The organism is Mycoavidus sp. HKI, assembly GCF_020023735.2.
Taxonomy (GTDB): domain Bacteria; phylum Pseudomonadota; class Gammaproteobacteria; order Burkholderiales; family Burkholderiaceae; genus Mycoavidus.
The window spans coordinates 262,951-281,803 of record NZ_CP076444.2 but is presented as its reverse complement, the minus strand read 5'-3'; the positions used below and the strand labels follow the sequence as shown (position 1 = coordinate 281,803).

Annotated in this window: 17 protein-coding genes and 3 tRNA genes; 11 read left to right on the top strand and 9 right to left on the bottom strand. The window is 50.9% G+C overall.

All coding sequences use genetic code 11. The features are described from left to right. Nucleotides 1-64 precede the first annotated feature (64 nt). From tuf to KMZ15_RS01025, 4 genes are all read right to left on the bottom strand, one after another. Nucleotides 65-1,255 (bottom strand): elongation factor Tu, encoded by a 1,191-nt coding sequence (tuf, locus tag KMZ15_RS01040; protein ID WP_223693252.1) that lies wholly within the window; start codon nucleotides 1,253-1,255, stop codon nucleotides 65-67. Nucleotides 1,256-1,331: 76 nt separating this feature from the next. Next, nucleotides 1,332-1,406: transfer RNA gene (locus KMZ15_RS01035), tRNA-Thr, on the bottom strand. Nucleotides 1,407-1,425: 19 nt separating this feature from the next. Continuing rightward, nucleotides 1,426-1,499: transfer RNA gene (locus tag KMZ15_RS01030), tRNA-Gly, on the bottom strand. A 34-nt stretch (nucleotides 1,500-1,533) separates the two neighbouring features. Next, nucleotides 1,534-1,619 (bottom strand) — tRNA-Tyr (locus KMZ15_RS01025). Nucleotides 1,620-1,728: 109 nt separating this feature from the next. On the opposite strand from KMZ15_RS01025, the gene KMZ15_RS01020 reads away from it, so the two are divergent. From KMZ15_RS01020 to KMZ15_RS00980, 9 genes are all read left to right on the top strand, one after another. Continuing rightward, the gene (locus KMZ15_RS01020; RefSeq protein ID WP_223693249.1) at nucleotides 1,729-2,538 is read left to right on the top strand and encodes a cytochrome c oxidase assembly protein; all 810 of its coding nucleotides are present in this window, start codon (nucleotides 1,729-1,731) and stop codon (nucleotides 2,536-2,538) included. Between the two features lie 151 nt (nucleotides 2,539-2,689). Then, a complete protein-coding gene (locus KMZ15_RS01015; RefSeq protein ID WP_223693247.1) occupies nucleotides 2,690-3,619 on the top strand; it encodes a polyprenyl synthetase family protein in 930 nt (309 codons plus the stop codon). A gap of 53 nt (nucleotides 3,620-3,672) precedes the next feature. Further along, the gene (locus tag KMZ15_RS01010) at nucleotides 3,673-4,968 is read left to right on the top strand and encodes an HlyC/CorC family transporter (RefSeq protein WP_223693245.1); all 1,296 of its coding nucleotides are present in this window, start codon (nucleotides 3,673-3,675) and stop codon (nucleotides 4,966-4,968) included. 227 nt (nucleotides 4,969-5,195) lie between these two features. Continuing rightward, nucleotides 5,196-6,467, top strand: coding sequence for a GspE/PulE family protein (locus KMZ15_RS01005; protein ID WP_223694621.1), 1,272 nt, complete (start codon nucleotides 5,196-5,198; stop codon nucleotides 6,465-6,467). 8 nt (nucleotides 6,468-6,475) lie between these two features. Further along, nucleotides 6,476-7,702, top strand: a complete 1,227-nt coding sequence (locus KMZ15_RS01000; protein ID WP_223693243.1) for a type II secretion system F family protein — start codon at nucleotides 6,476-6,478, stop codon at nucleotides 7,700-7,702. Nucleotides 7,703-7,755: 53 nt separating this feature from the next. Next, entirely contained in the window at nucleotides 7,756-8,751 is a 996-nt protein-coding gene (locus tag KMZ15_RS00995) for an A24 family peptidase (protein WP_223693241.1), read from the top strand. Nucleotides 8,752-8,877: 126 nt separating this feature from the next. After that, a complete protein-coding gene (coaE, locus tag KMZ15_RS00990; RefSeq protein ID WP_223693238.1) occupies nucleotides 8,878-9,501 on the top strand; it encodes a dephospho-CoA kinase in 624 nt (207 codons plus the stop codon). Nucleotides 9,502-9,679: 178 nt separating this feature from the next. Next, complete coding sequence (gene zapD / locus KMZ15_RS00985) at nucleotides 9,680-10,438, top strand: cell division protein ZapD (protein WP_223693236.1); 759 nt, start codon at nucleotides 9,680-9,682, stop codon at nucleotides 10,436-10,438. A gap of 98 nt (nucleotides 10,439-10,536) precedes the next feature. Then, nucleotides 10,537-10,725, top strand: coding sequence for a DNA gyrase inhibitor YacG (locus KMZ15_RS00980; RefSeq protein WP_223693234.1), 189 nt, complete (start codon nucleotides 10,537-10,539; stop codon nucleotides 10,723-10,725). A 35-nt stretch (nucleotides 10,726-10,760) separates the two neighbouring features. On the opposite strand, the gene KMZ15_RS00975 is transcribed toward KMZ15_RS00980, so the two are convergent. The 4 genes from KMZ15_RS00975 to secA all read right to left on the bottom strand — a co-directional run bounded on the left by KMZ15_RS00975 (nucleotide 10,761) and on the right by secA (nucleotide 16,222). After that, nucleotides 10,761-11,198 (bottom strand): NUDIX domain-containing protein, encoded by a 438-nt coding sequence (locus KMZ15_RS00975; RefSeq protein ID WP_223694619.1) that lies wholly within the window; start codon nucleotides 11,196-11,198, stop codon nucleotides 10,761-10,763. Beyond that, complete coding sequence (locus KMZ15_RS00970; protein ID WP_223693232.1) at nucleotides 11,198-12,091, bottom strand: ATP-binding protein; 894 nt, start codon at nucleotides 12,089-12,091, stop codon at nucleotides 11,198-11,200. Before KMZ15_RS00970 ends, KMZ15_RS00975 begins: the two co-directional genes overlap by 1 nt. A gap of 17 nt (nucleotides 12,092-12,108) precedes the next feature. Then, nucleotides 12,109-13,350: a bifunctional glutamate N-acetyltransferase/amino-acid acetyltransferase ArgJ gene (gene argJ / locus KMZ15_RS00965; RefSeq protein ID WP_223693231.1), complete on the bottom strand. Its 1,242-nt coding sequence runs from the start codon at nucleotides 13,348-13,350 to the stop codon at nucleotides 12,109-12,111. A 91-nt stretch (nucleotides 13,351-13,441) separates the two neighbouring features. Continuing rightward, entirely contained in the window at nucleotides 13,442-16,222 is a 2,781-nt protein-coding gene (gene secA / locus KMZ15_RS00960) for a preprotein translocase subunit SecA (protein WP_223693228.1), read from the bottom strand. A 189-nt stretch (nucleotides 16,223-16,411) separates the two neighbouring features. Between secA and KMZ15_RS00955 the strand changes: the two genes are divergently transcribed. Beyond that, nucleotides 16,412-16,894, top strand: coding sequence for a DciA family protein (locus tag KMZ15_RS00955; RefSeq protein WP_223693226.1), 483 nt, complete (start codon nucleotides 16,412-16,414; stop codon nucleotides 16,892-16,894). A 169-nt stretch (nucleotides 16,895-17,063) separates the two neighbouring features. Beyond that, on the top strand, nucleotides 17,064-17,978 hold the full coding sequence (locus KMZ15_RS00950; protein ID WP_223693223.1) for a LysR family transcriptional regulator: 915 nt from the start codon (nucleotides 17,064-17,066) through the stop codon (nucleotides 17,976-17,978). A 50-nt stretch (nucleotides 17,979-18,028) separates the two neighbouring features. On the opposite strand, the gene KMZ15_RS00945 is transcribed toward KMZ15_RS00950, so the two are convergent. Continuing rightward, the gene (locus KMZ15_RS00945; protein ID WP_223693221.1) at nucleotides 18,029-18,772 is read right to left on the bottom strand and encodes a FadR/GntR family transcriptional regulator; all 744 of its coding nucleotides are present in this window, start codon (nucleotides 18,770-18,772) and stop codon (nucleotides 18,029-18,031) included. Nucleotides 18,773-18,853 lie beyond the last annotated feature (81 nt).

The window sequence follows — 18,853 nt, the reverse complement described above, 5'->3', positions numbered from 1 at the left end:
CAATCAACTAACCCGCCCCGAAAGCCTCACAGCAACATGCCTGTGCAGCTTATATCGATTTTACTCAATCAAGAATCTTTGCAACCACACCCGCGCCGACAGTACGACCACCTTCACGAATAGCAAAGCGTAGACCTTCTTCCATCGCGATTGGAGCAATCAATTTTACAGTGATACTCACATTATCGCCAGGCATCACCATCTCTTTGCCTTCTGGCAATTCGATCGAGCCGGTTACGTCTGTCGTACGGAAATAAAACTGTGGCCGGTAATTACTGAAGAATGGCGTATGACGGCCGCCTTCATCTTTACTCAACACATAGATTTCAGCCGTAAAGTGGGTATGCGGCGTAATAGACTTAGGCTTAGCCAACACTTGACCGCGCTCAACGTCTTCACGGGCTGTACCGCGTAACAAAATCCCAACGTTATCGCCTGCTTGACCTTGATCTAACAGCTTGCGAAACATTTCAACGCCGGTGCAAATGGTTTTTGCAGTGTCTTTGAAACCAACGATTTCAAGCTCTTCGCCAACCTTAACTACACCACGCTCAACCCGGCCAGTCACCACAGTGCCACGCCCGGAAATTGAGAATACATCTTCGATTGGCATCAAAAATGCGCCCTCAACCGCCCGCTCAGGGGTTGGAATATATGAATCTAACGCATCGGCCAACTTCATGACCGCAGGCACGCCATACTCGCTCTCATCGCCCTCGAGCGCCAACTTTGCCGAACCACAAATGATTGGCACGTCATCGCCTGGGAAATCATATTTGGAGAGTAGCTCGCGCACTTCCATTTCAACCAATTCAAGCAACTCAGCGTCATCAACCATATCGCATTTATTTAAAAATACGACGATGTAAGGCACACCCACTTGGCGCGCGAGCAAAATGTGCTCACGAGTCTGTGGCATTGGGCCATCAGCGGCTGAACAGACTAGAATTGCACCGTCCATTTGAGCTGCGCCGGTGATCATGTTTTTCACATAATCAGCATGCCCTGGGCAATCAACGTGCGCGTAGTGACGAGCTTCTGTTTCATATTCCACGTGCGCTGTATTGATCGTAATCCCGCGCGCTCTTTCTTCTGGCGCCGCATCAATTTGATCATACGCTTTGGCTTCGCCGCCAAACTTTCTTGACAACACAGTGGTAATTGCCGCTGTTAAAGTTGTCTTACCATGGTCCACGTGACCGATCGTTCCTACGTTCACGTGCGGCTTGCTTCGTTCAAACTTACTTTTGGCCATTCCTCAACTCCTAAATAGGATTTCCATTCATTGCGCCGCGCGCAAATCGTATCAAAACAAAATTACTAAAATTTACTGGTGCCCATGGGCAGGATCGAACTGCCGACCTCTCCCTTACCAAGGGAGTGCTCTACCACTGAGCCACATGGGCTCGCCTAGCCTATCCAACTTGGAGCGGGTGAAGGGAATCGAACCCTCGTCGTAAGCTTGGAAGGCTTCTGCTCTACCATTGAGCTACACCCGCAGCCTAACTCAGCAGACTCCATACATAAATAGCCTGGTGGAGGAGGTTGGATTCGAACCAACGTAGGCGTAAGCCAACAGATTTACAGTCTGCCCCCTTTAGCCACTCGGGCACCCCTCCACGGAGAATTGGGCATTATCAAGTAGAGACCCCTTATTGTCAACTGCTGTATACTAAAAAATCCTGTAGCAACGCTGATTTTATCTTTCTATTCATAATATTCATAACCGTGTCATTGCTACATTTTCTGGCTCCTTGGGAGCCATCTATCTTACTTGTTGCGATTTTTGCCATAACCTGCGGGCTGTATTTGCGCGGCACGCGGCACGCGCGCGTAAGCGTTGCGCGGCAATTGGCATTTTGGTCCGGTTTGGCCCTTTTCTACATTGCCCTCCATACACGCGTGGACTACTATGCGGAACATGAGTTTTTCGCGCATCGACTGCAACATCTTGTTTTACATCACCTAGCGCCATTATTAGTCATGGCATCTTATCCAGGTAGTGTACTGCGTGCCGGCTTGCCCATCCCGTGGCGCACCCGCTTGCGAGCCACAGGCAAAAAGGCGGGAATACGGATACTTGCCAAGATCTGCTTACACCCCACACTTATTTCATTGCTTTTTGTCGCGTCGGTATTAGTCTGGTTAATTCCGTCCGTGCAGTTTATATCGATGATTAACTGGCGCTTGTATTTGTTCATGAATTGGTCAGTCGCCGTGACTGGCCTTCTATATTGGTGGCTATTACTGGATCACCGGCCAGCCCCACCCGCGCGCCTAGGAGCAGGCTTGCGCGTCTTATCGCCGCTTTTAACGATGACGCCACAAATCCTTGCCGGCGCGATTATTACCTTTACCCAACGAGACCTGTATCCAATTTTCGATCTGTGCGGCCGGGCTTTTGGTTTACCCGCGCTAACCGATCAGAGTATCGGTGGATTAATTATGTGGGTACCCGCCTCATTACTAGAGGGAATCGGTGGTCTGCTCGCTTTGCGACATTGGACGCGGCTTTCACAAAAAAACCGCCCGCACTAAGGCTGAACTTTATGCTAAGGTTGGCCTTTATTATTCGCACTCGCGGCCATTCGCTTTATAATTCAATATTATTTATTTTTTTCCGTTTGCGTTGACTACAACTGACACCACTCCAAATAGCTCGAGCATTTTCGCGCCAATCGCCGGCGATATGCAGCAACTTAACCATGTCATCCGGCAGCGCTTGGCTTCCGAAGTTGTGCTTATCAACCAGATTGCCGAACATTTAATTAACGCTGGTGGCAAACGGCTGCGACCAGCACTCTTACTGCTTGTAGCGAATGCCCTGGGCGCGCATGGCAAACCATGCCATGAACTCGCCGCAATCATTGAGTTTATTCACAGCGCCACCCTTTTGCATGATGATGTCGTTGACGAATCTGATTTGCGGCGTGGCAAAAAAACGGCAAATGCGCTATTTGGCAACGCGGCAAGCATACTCGTTGGGGATTTTTTATACTCACGCGCATTTCAAATGATGGTGGAGGTCGGCCGTCCACGCGTGATGCAAATTTTGTCAGATGCGACCAATATGATCGCTGAAGGGGAAGTGCTGCAATTATTGAATATGCATGACCCCAAAGTCGATGAGACCCGCTACATGCAAGTGATTTGCTATAAAACCGCAAGGCTCTTTGAGGCCTCCGCGCAACTTGGCGCAATCTTGGCAGATGCGCCGCCCCTGCTTGAGGCGGCAACCATGGAATTTGGCCAGCGCATAGGGACCGCCTTTCAACTGATGGATGACTGGCTCGATTATGCTGGCTATGTTGAGTCAATGGGCAAAAATGCCGGCTGCGATTTATATGAAGGCAAACCTACCCTGCCGCTGATTTATCTTATTGAACGAGGCACAACTGAGCAACAAGCGCTGGCCCGCGCAGCCATTGAACAAGGCGGCACCGATCACGCTGAAACAATTCTCGCCGCCATGCACACCTCCGGCGCGCTCGACTACACGCTAGCGTGCGCACAGCGCGAAGCTAGCGCCGCAGCTAAGGCGTTGCAACCGTTGCCAGACTCTATTTACAAAAAAAGCTTGCTAGAATTATGTGCGTATTCAACCGCGCGTCGGTGTTAACTCTGTTTTGCCAAATTTAATCGAATTCTCAACCCTACTTAACCTTATTCCACGTGGAATCATTTCCTTTATGGGCGCAGCTTAGCGTAATCGCTTTCTTGCTACTGCTATCTGGCTTTTTTTCGATCTCTGAAGCCTCGATGCTGGCGCTTAACCGCCACCGGCTCAAGCATCTTGTGAAACAAGGCACGCTCGGCGCGCGCACGACATCTCGCTTATTAGCACGCACAGAAAAATTATTAAGCGTTATTCTGATTGGCAATAACTTGCTTAACACGATTATTCCTGTGCTCACCACCGCAATTGCATTGCGCACCTTTGGCACGAATAATTTAGCCTTGTCGATGACTACCGGCGGCGTCGCGTTTCTCATCATTATCTTTAGTGAAATTACCCCGAAAATCATCGGCGCCGCCTGGCCAGAAAAAATTGCCTTACCCGCAAGCCTAGTGCTCAGCCCTTTGATGCGGGTCACCCGCCCACTCGTATGGTTTGTCAATTTATTTGTCTCGGCGCTACTCCGTATATTGCACCTCGATACCCGCAAGGCAAAGGAACACCGCCTGTCGATGGACGAATTGCGCACCATCGTACTTGAGTCGGCTAATTTTGCACCTCATAAGCACCGGAGCATTTTGCTTAATCTATTTGATCTGGAAAACATCACTGTCGATGATGTGATGGTGCCTCGCACACGGATTGAAGCACTTGATTTTGACGCGCCGCTTGAGACTATGTTGCAGCAGCTTGATACGTGTTATCACAACAAATTACTTGTTTATCAAGGCGATACCGACCATATCCTCGGTGTGTTACAGGTACGCAAAGCATTGGCCGCAAGACATGGCCGCACACTCGAACACGAAACAATACGCGAATTACTCAACGAGCCTTATTTTGTACCCAGCGGCACGCCGGTATTTCAGCAACTCCACTATTTCCAAGAAAACCAGCAAAGAATGGGCCTCATCGTCAACGAGTATGGCGAAGTGCAAGGGTTAGTGACGCCCGAAGACATTATCGAGGAATTAATTGGTGAATTTACCACGACAATGCCACGCACAAGCGGCACACGCGCTGGCTGGAACACTAAAGGCGAATGCATTGTCGCAGGCAGCATCCCATTGCGTGAGCTAAACCGCTTACTCACTCTACAGTTACCGGTACAAGGACCCAAAACACTCAACGGTCTAATCCTTGAAGTACTGCGTGAAATCCCAGATGGAGATGTAAGCTTACAAATCAACGGCTGTCGGATGGAAGTCATGCAGATTGACCATCAAACGGTTAAGACGATCAAATTATTCCGCCCCCAAGAAAGCCACGCAGATGAAATGAGCCCCCCCTAGTAAAAAACGGCAGGCGGTCCTGACGTATACCAATAAGGCAAACCGCTTGACTTGCTCTGACCAAGCATCGCAGCAATAAAAATAATCTTCGGATGAAGATTCGCCAAATGGCTGAATGGCAAATTTAAGCGCGCTGGGCGACGATTAGTTTTTATTCATCAAGGGCGGTGCAGCCCTTTCTAGTTATGTCCTCTCATCTAGGCCAAACAGTATCGCCAACAGCTGATATGAATACGCTTGCGGATTCAGCAACTGCAGTACCGACTCCGAACGCCTTATCCTCTACTGGACCCAAAGAGGACGATAATGCTCCAGCTGTGCGACTATTGCGTGAACTTTTACTTGATGCTGCCACCCATGGCGCATCTGACGTGCATATTGAGCCTAGCGAGCATGATTGGCGCATTCGGCTGCGCATCGATGGGGTACTGCATGAAACCATGCGCCCGCCGCCCTATCTAAGAGATCCGTTCATCTGTTGCGTGAAAGTGCTCGCTCGCCTCGATATTGCCGAGCGGCGCGTACCTCAAGACGGACGCCTCAAACTATACGTGGCGGCAGACAAATTTGAAGAATTCCGAGTGAATACACTACCCACCTTGTGGGGCGAAAAACTCGTTTTGCGGCGACTTGACACCCTCCCAGCCACGCTTACTCTGACTGACCTCGGTTTTGACCTCAAACAACAAGCCACTCTGGCCGCAGCTATTCACGCCCCGCACGGCATGGTATTGGTTACAGGCCCCACGGGGAGCGGCAAAACTTTATCGTTATATTGCTTTTTACAGCGCTTAAATCGAGAATCAATCAATATCTGCTCGGTCGAAGACCCAGCTGAAATACAATTAGCAGGCGTTAATCAGGTCAGTGTACGCGACAAAGCGGGCCTCACCTTTGCCGTCGCACTGCGCGCCTTTTTACGACAAGATCCTGATGTGATTATGGTTGGAGAAATTCGTGACACTGAAACCGCCAGTGTTGCACTACAAGCCGCACAAACGGGTCACCTTGTCTTATCCACCCTGCATACCAATGATGCTCCCGCTACACTAGCGCGTTTACTTGATATGGGCATAGCGCCTTTTAACTTGGCTTGCGCCATGCGCTTAATTATCGCGCAAAGACTGGTCAGAAAACTCTGCTTAGCCTGTCGCGCCCCAGCTTTCACCGATCAGACAACTGCTGAGGCGATGCTGCGTAGCGCGGGCTTTGACGAAACAACACTAGCAGAAGATTGGCAACCCTATCGAGCCGTCGGCTGCGCTGCGTGTCATGGCATTGGTTATCGCGGCCGCATTGGCATTCATCAAGTGATGCCGGTTACCGCTGCGATACGCGGGCTCATCATGGCACGAAGCAGCACCGATGCAATCGCTCAACAAGCGCTGCGTGACGGCGTAAAAAGCTTACGAGAGGCGGGCTTAGCGCAAGTACGCGCCGGCACAACCAGCCTCGAAGAAATTCTAGCCGTCACAGATGCCAGTCCGGCTACTTTCTAAAAAACGCCATGATCGAATCAGAGGCGCCAATTACAGTTCATCAGGTGCAAGAATTTCGCTTTAGCTGGCGAGGAATAAACGCCACAGGCGGCACTAAGAATGGCGTCTTAATCGCCACTGGAATTGGCGCGGCACGCGCGGTGCTCAAGCAACAACGCATTACCGCTTTTAAAATCATTAACCAAGGACCCGCCAAGCCTGCGGTGCTGCGCGCGGCGGATATCACCACCTTCTCACGCCAACTCGCCGGCCTCTTACACGCCGGCCTGCCGCTGGTAGCTGCCTTAGACGTTATGGTCAGCAGCAATACGCGGCCAACCTTAGTTAGAGTAATTCATGCACTCGCGCGCGCGATTGCACAAGGCCAACATTTTTCAGCAGCGCTGGCACACTATCCGCAATTTGGCGCGATGTACTGCCAGTTGGTGGCGGTTGGCGAAGCCTCGGGCGCACTCGCGCCTTTGCTGGCGCAACTTGCCGATCAACGCGAGCGCGCCGCGGCGCAACGAGCAAAATTGCGGGCGGCACTCAGTTACCCAGCAGGCGTATTGATCGTATCTCTACTGATTACAACCGCATTAATGCTCTGGGTGGTGCCGACTTTCAAGCAAATCTTCGATGGTTTTGGTACACCGCTTCCGGTCCCAACCCGGGTTGTATTATCTCTTTCGTCAGCCATGGCACACTGCATTGTGCCTATCACCCTATTGATCAGCGCAGGAACCCTGCTAGCTGGGATCGGTTTGCGCCGCTCAACGACGCTGCGCACCGCCTATGACCACTTTATATTAATGCCACCGATCATTGGCCCCCTGCTGCAGCAGCTCGCCATCACGCGGTGGAGCCGCGCCCTCGGAACTCTATTAAAAACCGGAACGCCGCTGGCCGATGCATTTAATATTATGGCGAAGATCACCAACAATGCAGTATTCGATCAGGCCACGCTTAATATTTCGCACCGTGTGCGGCGCGGCGAGCGTCTGGCCAATGCCATGCGCGCTACTGGCTGCTTTCCGCCAACCGTCTTGCAACCGATTGCGATTGCTGAAGAATCTGGTTCTCTTGACACGATGCTTAACGACCTCGCCACCCTTAACGAGCAGCAAGTGGATATGCGCATCGCCACTTTAGCCAATAGCGCCGAACCCCTGATGATCATCGTGCTTGGCCTATTGGTTGGCGGCCTTGTGGTCGCAATGTATCTACCCATCATTGAACTCGGCAATGTCATCTAGTGATGGTGTAGCATAGATACTCATTTATTCATATTCTGTGCCGCTTTTTCCAAATGTCCTTGCCCGCCCCTATCCTAATTCAGCCGATTGCCGCCATCTTTAATGGCTGGGCGGCTAGTTTCGCTGCTTTGCCCGTCAGCTTTCAATATATCTGCACCGTGCTATTTGGCCTGATTATCGGCAGCTTTCTAAGTGTTGTCGTCCATCGAGTGCCAATTATGCTGCATAGGCTATGGCAAGCCGAATGGCATAGTTTTGCGGCTCATGCAAACATCACTGCCAAAGCAGCAGCCGCTACGACGCACACGGCCGTTTCAAACGAAATGATAGACCAGGCCATCACGCCCCCCCCGATGGCAGGTAAAAGCCTTGGGGACAAGCACGCCTATAACCTTTGCCTGCCGCGCTCTCATTGCCCATCATGCCAACATACTCTCACTCTAACTGAGAACCTGCCTCTATTGGGCTATCTTCTGTGCCGCGGCCGCTGCTCTGCATGCCACATTCCAATTAGCCTACGTTATCCAGCCCTTGAGCTATTCAGCGCCGGCTTAGCAGCAGGCGCGCTGTGGCACTTTGGCGCAAGCTGGCCAGCCCTCGCCGCCTTCGGGCTGGCCACGACCTTATTGGCGCTTGCCTTCATTGATATGGACACTCACTTGCTGCCTGACACGCTCACCCTCCCCCTGATTTGGGCCGGGCTTTTAGTGAACCTTGACGCCAGTTTTACGTCACTGCACAGCGCAGTGATTGGCGCGGTGGCCGGCTATCTTACGTTGTGGCTAGTCTATTGGGGGTTTCGCTTGCTGCGCGGCAAGGAAGGGATTGGCTATGGCGACTTCAAATTACTGGCCGCGCTCGGCGCCTGGCTTGGCTGGCTGGCGCTACCTCAAATCGTGCTCCTGGCCTCTGCTACAGGTGCATTATTTGGTCTCACTGCAATGGCCTGCGGCCACCTAAAAAAAGGACAACCTTTACCATTTGGCCCATTTCTTGTTGCAGCAGGAATGATCACGCTATTTTGTGGCACACCATTTTTTGCTGGTTAACGCCACTTTAAAAGGATAGCGTTTGTGCATTATGTAATATTTTCTTGCCACATAACGTGCAATAGTAAAATGATCCAGCTCATCACAGTTCTTAAAACAGCGCCTATCATTTAATTAACAACAAAGATGATGAATCAGCAAAAATTTAATTTATTTTCAGTTGGCTTAACGGGGGGCATCGGGTGTGGCAAAACAGCCGTTGCAAATCGCTTCGCCGAGCACGGCGTGGCCGTTATCGATACCGATCATATCGCGCATACACTAACCGCAACTGGCGGAGCGGCCATGCCGCTGATTGCTGAACATTTCGGCCAAACCTTCATCGCCCCAGACGGCTCGCTTGAGCGCATAAAGATGCGCGCCACCATCTTTAATGATGAACAAGCCAAATTGCGCCTAGAAGCTATCCTGCACCCACTCATCCGCCTTGAATGCGAATCCGCGGCGCACGCCGCAAGCGGTCAATATTTGATGTTTGTCGTACCTTTATTAATTGAATCCAGCAGTTGGCAAGACCGTGTCGATCGGATACTGGTGGTTGATTGCTCTCCTGCCACGCAAATTAAGCGCGTGATGCAACGCAACGGTTTAACGCGCGAGCAGGTGCAAGCCATCATCGCGCGCCAAGCAAACCGAGCAACCCGCCTAGCGCATGCTGACGATGTGATTTCTAACGACGAGGATACGCCGCTGACTTTCCTATATAATGAAGTTGATGCATTGCATCAATATTATCTCAAGCTAACTTAGGCCGTGTATGTCGATTAAGGGATTATTTCATAGCTAAAAACTTAATGGGTAGACCGCATCTAGCTTCTGCCTACGAATGAATATCAGGTAAATTCAGGTTAAGATTGCAGCGCTTAAATATGCAGACTAGAATAGACACCATTATTCGCCACTTTGCTCCTTTTAATAGGCATTAAGCTTGACCCTCCTCTACGAGTACCCATTCAACGAGCGCATCCGAACACTGTTGCGGTTTGAAGATCTTTTTAACCGGTTTACGTTCTTTTTGTCTCGAGAAGATGCAAAGGAACACCATATCGCACTGATGACGCTGTTTGAAATTGCAGACGTAGCAGGCCGAGCTGATCTCAAATCTGATCTCAGCAAGGAACTCGAGCGTCAGCGCCAAACCCTTATTTCATATCGAGATAATCCAGGAATTGACCAAACGACGTTAGAGACCGTGCTAGTAGAAATTACGCAGACACTTGCTCAGCTAAACCAAATGCACGGTAAGGCGGGCCAACATCTGGCGGATAATGAATGGCTCAGCAGTATCCGCAGCCGCTCAAGCATCCCAGGTGGCACTTGCCGCTTTGATTTACCTTCTTATTATGCATGGCAACAGGGGCCGCTCGAATACCGTCGGCATGATATTGCACAGTGGGCCATACCGTTATTGCCGCTACGCGATGCCATGGCGATTGTCTTAAAATTCGCCCGTGAATCCAGCCAAGTCACCAAAGTCATCGCCACCCAAGGTCGCTACCAGCAAATGCTATCTGGCCGCACCTGCCAATTGATGCAAATACGCGTACCCGCTGAGCTGGGCGTCATTCCTGAGGCCAGCGCCAATAAATACATGCTATGGGTACGCTTTACCACGCAAGACGGCGATATGCGTCCACAGCCGGTTGATACGGATGTGCCCTTTCAGCTCGCTTTGTGTAATTTATAACGGGCTTGAGAACGGCATAAAAAGTCGAAATGAGACCGGTGCATAACCTGAATACTCAGGCTAGCGTCACACCCCAGATTTCAGATACACTCTTATCTATGAACACTCTCGTTAACTGCCCTATCTGCAGCATCAAAGTTGAATGGAAGCCAGAGAATCGTTATCGGCCATTCTGCTCAGAGCGCTGCAAAAAAACCGATCTTGGCACCTGGGCCGCCGAGAAGTATGTGATTGGCGGCACGCAGGAAGCGCCCGCTACAGCTGACTCAAACGACGACTTAGATTAAATCTATGCGGTCATTGCTTTAACTGAGTCAGCCTGTCATAAGCTGGATGTAGCATCGGCCTCAAGCCAGTCAAGCACCGGAATCGTCGCAGGGAGCACAGGAGCCACTTCAACCGGTGTCTGCTGCCAAGCAAGCGCTTGCCCTTCTCGCCCAGTTGGCTCGCCCTGCCATTCAGTTACTTTGCAGAAGAAAAGCCGCACGTAAGCATGGGGATAATCATGCTCAAGCACTCGCCAACGCTGGCACGCCTCTACTTGAATCCCAAGCTCCTCGTGTAACTCACGCGTTAATGCGGCTTCGACTGATTCACCGGCCTCCAGCTTGCCGCCAGGAAACTCCCAATAGCCTTCATAGGGTTTACCAGAAGGGCGCTGCGCGAGCAAAAAACGTCCATCGTTGCGCACTAGTATCCCAACCGCCACCTGCGTGACAAGCCGACCATCCGGCATATATTCTGCCTGCTGTTGCGGCATCATAAAATACTGCGCGCTGAGGCGTTCATTTGTTGTTGTCGGCCTGACCAATCACGTGCAAACTGCCATGCTACGCGCCCAGAGCGCGAGCCACGCTCAAGCGCCCAGGCAAGAGCTTCGCCACGTGCTCGCTCGCAATCCGTATCGCTGCACCCAAAATGTTTAAGCCAGTGGTGGATAATGCCAAGATAGTCATCTTGCTTGAATGGATAAAAGCTAATCCATAAGCCAAAACGCTCAGAAAGCGAAATCTTTTCTTCCACCGCCTCGCCTGGATGAATTTCTCCCTCGCTGGTATGGCGGTAGCTTTCATTGTCGCTCATATATTCCGGCAAAAGATGGCGGCGGTTTGACGTGGCATAGATTAATACATTGTCTGATTGCGCAGCAATCGAGCCATCGAGTGCTACTTTCAGGGCTTTATAGCCTGGCTCGCCCTCTTCAAAAGATAAATCATCGCAAAACACAATAAAGCGTTCAGGACGTTGCGCAATCAGCTCAATAATATCGCCCAGTTCATGCAAATCATCTTTGTCGACTTCAATCAGCCGTAAACCGTCTGCTGCAAAATGATTTAAACATGCTTTGATTAAGGAGGATTTACCGGTACCCCGCGCCCCCGTCAGCAATACATTATTGGCGGGCAATTTTTGTACAAACTGGCGCGTATTGGCTTCAATTAACTGCTTTTGCCGGTCAACGTTTTGTAAATCTTCCAGCGTGATCGATGACACCTGCGCCACCGGCTGCAAAAAACCTCGGCCTTGGCGCGTACGCCAGCGAAACGCTATAGCGGCCGGCCAATCAATCACGCCAATCGGAGGTGGCAGCAGTGCCTCCAGCCGGCCAAGCAGCCCTTCGGCACGATTTAGGAATTGCTCAAGCTTATCCATAAAAAAATAACTATTCTCTAAGAGCGGTAATCGGCATTAATGCTCACATATTCATGCGACAAATCGCTCGTCCAAATCGCGGCCTTTGCATCACCACGCGCCAACCCAACGCGCACCATAATTTCCGGCTGCTGCATCACACGCTGCCCCTCTTCCTCAAGATAATCGGGATGACGCTCACCTTCTTTTACGACCCATACATCATCGAGATACAAATCAATTTTGTCGACCTCAAGGTTCTCAATGCCAGCGTAGCCAATCGCGCATAAGATGCGGCCAAGGTTTGGATCAGAGGCAAAAAAAGCCGTTTTAACCAGTGGCGAATGACCAATCGCATAGGCAACCTGGCGGCATTCAGCAGCAGTTGCCCCCCCTTCAACCTGAATGGTGATGAATTTTGTAGCGCCTTCGGCGTCACGCACAATCAATTGGGCTAGCGTCTGAGCTAATTCGGTAATCGCATCGCGTAACACGGCATAGATCGGATCTTCAATCGAAGTCACCAACGGCAGATCGGCTTGGCCGGTGGCGATGATGACAAATGAATCATTGGTCGACGTGTCACCATCGACCGTAATGCAATTAAATGAGCGATCCGCAGCGTGCTTGGTAAGTGCATCAAGCACTGGCTGACTGAGGCCGGCATCGGTTGCAATAAAACTGAGCATGGTCGCCATATTGGGCCGAATCATGCCAGCCCCTTTGCTGATGCCAGTGAGTGTGATTTGTTGTGTACCGATGGTGATACGCCGCGAGGCAGCTTTTGCGCGGGTATCGGTCGTCATAATCGCTTCGGCAGCGTCACTCCACTGCGCGGGTGCGCGCGCCGCCCATGCTGCGGGTAGCGCGGCACACAGGCGGTCGATCGGCAGCGACTCAAGAATCACGCCGGTTGAGAATGGCAACACTTGCTGCGCAGTCATCCCGGCAAGCTGCGCCAGCACAGCACACGTCTTATGAGCATGGGCAAGCCCCAACTCGCCAGTGCCGGCATTAGCGTTGCCCGTATTAACAACGAGTGCACGAATACCGGCCCCACCACTACGCGCAGAGGCCAAATGCTCACGGCTTACAATGACTGGGGCAGCACAGAAACGATTCGTCGTAAACACAGCCGATACCGTAGTACCTTCATCCAGCGCCACCACCAGCAAATCCTTACGATTCGGTTTGCGAATATTCGCTTTAGCCCAGCCAAGCGTAACCCCTGCAACAGGATAGAGCTGCGCAGGATCAATCAAAGGAAAATTGACAGCCATTCAGAAATCAAAGTCCATGGGTTAGAAAACATTAGCGAACCCCAATTTATCAGGATGTCGCCCGCGACCATTCATTTTTACAAAGCACGCGTCACGCCAATTTACCGTGACATTGCTTATACTTTTTACCGCTACCACAAGGGCACGGGCTATTACGGCCGACTTTAGGTGCTATTTCACGTAATGCATTTGGGTCATGAAAACCGGACTTACCCCGTCCATTCTGATCCAGCTCAGAGATCGGCTGATTGATGGCGGCTCCAGTAAATTCAGCATGCTGAAAGTGCATATCTTCGTGATGAGCCGCTTTTTCCTCAAGCTGCTCGGCTGCCTGTTCAATTTGCTCGATCGACTGAATACGCACATTCATGACAATGCGTATCACCTCGAGTTTGATTGAATCAAGTAGTTGCGCGAAAAGGTCAAAAGCTTCACGCTTATATTCTTGTTTGGGGTTTTTCTGCGCATAACCGCGCAGATGAATACCTTGCCGCAAATGGTCTAGCGCCGCCAAATGCTCGCGCCAGCGCGCATCAAGTGTTTGCAACATAATTGAACGCTCAAATCCGCTAAACGCTTCACGCCCAATCTGCTCGACCTTGTTTTGATAGGATTGGGTCACAGCTGTCAACACATAGTGCACAATGTCTGCATCATCAGCTACATCTATCTCGGCCTGCTCAAGGTTAAGCTCAAGTTGCCAATCATCGCGCAAGACCTGAGCCAGGCCCGCCAAATCCCACTGCTCTTCGATACTGCCTGGTGGCACGAAAGTATGAGCCAGCTCGGCAAACACACTCTCGCTCATGGCAACGATCGTCTCTGAAATATCCGCCGCTTCGAGCAATTCATTGCGCTGCTGGTAAATCACACGACGCTGGTCATTGGAAACATCATCGTATTCCAGTAATTGCTTGCGAACATCAAAGTTACGCGCTTCGACCCGGCGCTGCGCCGACTCGATTGAGCGCGTGACAATGCCCGCTTCAATAGCCTCGCCATCAGGCATTTTGAGACGTTCCATAATCGCGCGGACACGGTCACCGGCGAAGATCCGCAACAACGGGTCTTCCAGTGAAAGATAAAAGCGCGAAGAGCCAGGGTCGCCCTGCCTTCCTGCCCGACCGCGTAATTGATTATCGATCCGGCGCGATTCATGCCGCTCAGTGCCAATAATATGCAGACCGCCCGCCGCTTTGACGGCATCATGCAGAGCCTGCCATTCATCATGCAGGTGCTGAACCCGGCGCGCTTTTTCATCGGCAGTCAAGGTTTCATTGGCTTCAATGAAGCTTGCCTGCCTCTCAACATTGCCGCCTAATACAATATCTGTACCCCGGCCCGCCATATTGGTTGCAATCGTCACCATTTTGGGACGACCTGCTTGCGCGATAATTTCCGCTTCGCGCTCATGCTGCTTAGCATTGAGGACCTGGTGTGGCAACTGCACATCCGTTAACAACGACGATAGCAACTCTGAATTTTCAATTGATGTGGTGCCCACCAACACCGGTTGTCCCCGTTCATAGCATGCGCGGATATCGGTAATCACCGCATCATAGCGTTCACGCGCACTCTTATAAATTTGATCCTGATGGTCAATCCGCTGACTCAGCCGGTTAGTCGGAATCACTACAGTTTCCAGCCCATAGATTTGCTGAAACTCGTGTGCTTCAGTATCTGCCGTTCCGGTCATGCCAGCCAGCGTGAGATACATCCGAAAATAATTCTGAAAGGTGATCGATGCAAGCGTTTGATTTTCGTGCTGAATGTGCGCACCTTCTTTTGCCTCAACCGCTTGATGCAAGCCGTCCGACCAACGACGCCCGGCCATTAAACGGCCAGTAAATTCATCAACAATGATGACTTCACCATTTTGCACGACGTAATGCTGATCGCGATAAAACAGCGTATGCGCGCGTAGCGCTGCATACACATGGTGCATCAATGTAATGTTTTGTGGTGCGTATAAGCTTTCGCCCGTGCCGATCAAACCCCATTGCGCTAATAAGGCTTCCGCTTTTTCATGGCCGCGCTCCGTCAAAAAGACTTGGCGCGCTTTTTCATCCAGGGTGTAATCACCCGGCACGTCAACCCCTGTCCCGTCCGCCTTTTCTTCACCAAGTTGGAGCTCAAGCAGCGGCGGCAGCGCATTCATCCGTACGTACAACTCCGTATGATCTTCTGCTTGGCCGGAGATAATCAATGGCGTACGCGCTTCATCAATCAGAATTGAATCGACTTCATCGACAATCGCGAAGTTAAGCTCGCGTTGCACACGCGCATCCACTTCATATACCATGTTATCGCGCAAATAATCGAAACCGAATTCGTTATTCGTGCCATAAGTAATATCGGCGGCATACGCTTGCCGCTTGGCCTCAGGCTCCATCTGCGATAGATTGATGCCAACTGACAAGCCCAGAAAACGGTACAGGCGGCCCATCCACTCAGCATCACGCTGCGCCAGATAGTCATTGACCGTCACCACATGAACGCCACGACCAGATAAGGCATTGAGGTAGGCCGCAAGCGTCGCCACCAGCGTTTTACCTTCGCCTGTGCGCATCTCGGCGATTTTGCCATGATGCAATGCCATACCCCCGATAAGCTGCATATCGAAGTGGCGCATTTTTAGCACTCGCCGGCTTGCTTCGCGGCACACCGCAAACGCTTCAGGCAAGAGTTGATCAAGCGACTCGCCAGCAGTGACTCGCTGCCTAAATAGTGCTGTGCATGCTTGCAATTTTTCGTCAGTCAGTTCTTCGAACTGCGCCTCAAGCGCATTGATCGCAACGACAGTTTTCTGGTACTGCTTAAGCAACCGTTGATTACGGCTGCCAAAAATCTTTTTGAGAAGTCCGGCAATCATCGCTTATAAGGTTATAACTGCTAACGCTATGAAAGTTAAGGGTTTAAACACTATGAAATTTAAGAGTTTAAAAAAAATAGAGTTTATCATGCTACTCTGTGCTGCAATATAGGCAAAACATAGCGGCAACCTACAATTTAGAGTTAAGCAGCCTGTACAAATAAATCCAAGGTAAGATCAGGGCAGCATATGAACCCCGCATACTTAACAAAATCGTTCCCCACGCGCAGCACGCCGTCTCTCGTTTCATTGCTTGAGCGCAATGAAGCGTTCGCCCAACTACGTACCGGCGTCGAACAAATTGCCGCCCTGGAGCGTGATTTGGCGGCTGCATTACCAGATTATCTGGCGCCGAATGTATCCCCCGGCCCGATCAAAAATGGCTTGCTCACCCTGCTTACCGCGCATAACGCGCTCGCGGCACGCCTACGTCATCTAGAACCGTGTTTGCTGCAAGCGCTGCAACAACGCGGCTGGCTTGTGCATGCGATTAAAATCCGGGTGCAACTCCAGCATGCAAAACCCACATCCGTCGCTAAAAAAGCCCATCTATCAAGGGCTGGCTTTACCTGTCTACAAGCCTTACGCCAAAAAATTGCCCCTTCACCACTGCAAACCGCCGTGGCGCAAATGATCGAGCATCAAGCCAAAAATTTTCGCGAAAAAATATAAAAAGCTAATGCTCCTATAAGAAAGATGAATAACTTATTCTTTCTCATCATTTTAGTGTTTTTAAGATCATTCTTATATGAGTGGAGGATGAAACGCGGCATTATGTACACTACAAAACAATCTTGCATTAAACTTCTGTTTGTACACCACGACTCACCTACCTTTAAGTATGAACCAACTGCAAGCCATGCGTGTCTTCCTGCAAGTTGCCGAAAGCGGCAGCTTCGGGGGAGCGGCGACCAACCTTAAATTGTCTAATGCAGTCATCACGCGTTACGTCGCGTTGCTTGAAGCGCATTTGAATACTCAACTGCTGCAACGCACAACTCGCTGCCTGTGCTTAACGGAAGCTGGACGCGCTTATGCAGATGGATGCCGTCATATCCTCAAGCAAATTGAAGCTATTGAAGCCAATGCAACGCAAATGTCAAGCGTGCCATGTGGGACCTTAAAGCTTTTCGCCTCAGCCTCCCTCTCGCTGGACAATCTAACGCCGCTACTCAGCACGTATCGCACCCACTATCCAGAGGTGAAATTACAACTCACGCTAGGGCATCGGCCGGTTGACCTGATTGAAAATGGCTTTGACGCCAGTCTCGTTGCCACCGGCTCCATCACCGGCACCAGCATGACTCAACACCCATTGTTGACGATTGAATCAGCAATTGTGGCGGCACCGAGCTACCTCGCTCAACAAGGTGGCGCGCCCGACTCTTTAAACGCACTCACTAAGCATATCTTTGTCGGGCCGACACACCGCACCTCCAGCCCCACTTGGACCTTTGTCAACGCGCAAAGCAGTCGTCAGCTAACGATTGAACCGGCTTACTCAGTCAATGACTTAGCGAAATTGCGTGAAGCCGCGCTCGCAGGTATTGGCATTGCAATCCTACCGAAGACCATGGTGGATGAGGATTTAACACAAGGTAAGCTGAAAAGAATTCTGCCCGAATACAGCGTGCCGGAAGCAAACGAGCAAATTTCGCTGGTCTATTCAAGCCAGCGCCATTTACCTGCTAAGACACGAGCATTTATCAAGCTCGCCATAGAACTGTTAGCTGACAATCATCGACATGCGGCATAAAAACTAAAATTCTAGCGAGCCTGGTTTCATCATCCGCTGGCTAATGCACATTACTGACTATCGCGCTTATCTGGATTTGCCAGACGAAGCCTCGCGGCAGCATTATCAATATGCGTCACAGCCGCCCGCCGTGCAGCATCTGGGTCAGCCTGCGCAATCGCTTCAATAATCGCTTGATGTTCGGCTTGTATCGAAAGATCCATGTGCCGGGCCTTATTTGCGCGAGTCACTTTAATGGAGGTGTGCATAAAATGGCCCAGAAAATCTAATAGTGATACATAAAGCGGATTACCCGTCGTTAGAGCAATTATTTTATGCAGCCCAAAATCTTCATCGGCGCCATCATCGTCCTTCTCCACTGCCTCATCAATTTCCACTAGAGCCTGTTTAATGCTAACCAATTGCTCAGGTGTACGCCGTTGCGCCGCCAGCGCAGCCGCCTCCCCCTCGATGCCGCGCCGCAACTCCATCACCTGCAATGCGGCCGGCAAAGAATCCGTAGTGCCGACATCAATCCTAAATGCAGTGGCGGCGCCTGGCCGTAAAACCACCGTACCTAAACCCTGACGCGATTCAACTAAACCATCCGATTTCAAGCGCGAGATTGCCTCTCGGATCACTGTGCGGCTTACGCCAAAGCGTTTAGCCATAATATGTTCCGTCAGTCGAAAATCAGGAGGTAATTCTTGGTTTTTTATCTTGTACGCGAGTACCTCCGTCACGCGATCAGCCAAAGTGCCCACTGACGCAATCTGAAAAGTATTCACATCCTTAGCATTCTGTGATCCTGGCATACTTTACTCTTCCTCGTTTACCAACTCTGAAGCCGGCCTCTACTGACCCAACTTGACTCTCTAGTTTATTCCCTTAATCTA

What these genes read in the sequence shown, in the direction of transcription:
- KMZ15_RS00945 (WP_223693221.1), bottom strand. Translation starts at nt 18,772, where the DNA reads ATGCCAGGATCACAGAATGCTAAGGATGTGAATACTTTTCAGATTGCG.
- KMZ15_RS01000 (WP_223693243.1), top strand. Translation starts at nt 6,476, where the DNA reads ATGATCGAATCAGAGGCGCCAATTACAGTTCATCAGGTGCAAGAATTT.
- KMZ15_RS00975 (WP_223694619.1), bottom strand. Translation starts at nt 11,198, where the DNA reads ATGCCGCAACAGCAGGCAGAATATATGCCGGATGGTCGGCTTGTCACG.
- KMZ15_RS00955 (WP_223693226.1), top strand. Translation starts at nt 16,412, where the DNA reads ATGAACCCCGCATACTTAACAAAATCGTTCCCCACGCGCAGCACGCCG.
- KMZ15_RS00950 (WP_223693223.1), top strand. Translation starts at nt 17,064, where the DNA reads ATGAACCAACTGCAAGCCATGCGTGTCTTCCTGCAAGTTGCCGAAAGC.
- KMZ15_RS01015 (WP_223693247.1), top strand. Translation starts at nt 2,690, where the DNA reads ATGCAGCAACTTAACCATGTCATCCGGCAGCGCTTGGCTTCCGAAGTT.
- KMZ15_RS00970 (WP_223693232.1), bottom strand. Translation starts at nt 12,091, where the DNA reads ATGGATAAGCTTGAGCAATTCCTAAATCGTGCCGAAGGGCTGCTTGGC.
- KMZ15_RS01005 (WP_223694621.1), top strand. Translation starts at nt 5,196, where the DNA reads ATGAATACGCTTGCGGATTCAGCAACTGCAGTACCGACTCCGAACGCC.
- coaE (WP_223693238.1), top strand. Translation starts at nt 8,878, where the DNA reads ATGATGAATCAGCAAAAATTTAATTTATTTTCAGTTGGCTTAACGGGG.
- KMZ15_RS00995 (WP_223693241.1), top strand. Translation starts at nt 7,756, where the DNA reads ATGTCCTTGCCCGCCCCTATCCTAATTCAGCCGATTGCCGCCATCTTT.
- tuf (WP_223693252.1), bottom strand. Translation starts at nt 1,255, where the DNA reads ATGGCCAAAAGTAAGTTTGAACGAAGCAAGCCGCACGTGAACGTAGGA.
- argJ (WP_223693231.1), bottom strand. Translation starts at nt 13,350, where the DNA reads ATGGCTGTCAATTTTCCTTTGATTGATCCTGCGCAGCTCTATCCTGTT.
- secA (WP_223693228.1), bottom strand. Translation starts at nt 16,222, where the DNA reads ATGATTGCCGGACTTCTCAAAAAGATTTTTGGCAGCCGTAATCAACGG.
- KMZ15_RS00980 (WP_223693234.1), top strand. Translation starts at nt 10,537, where the DNA reads ATGAACACTCTCGTTAACTGCCCTATCTGCAGCATCAAAGTTGAATGG.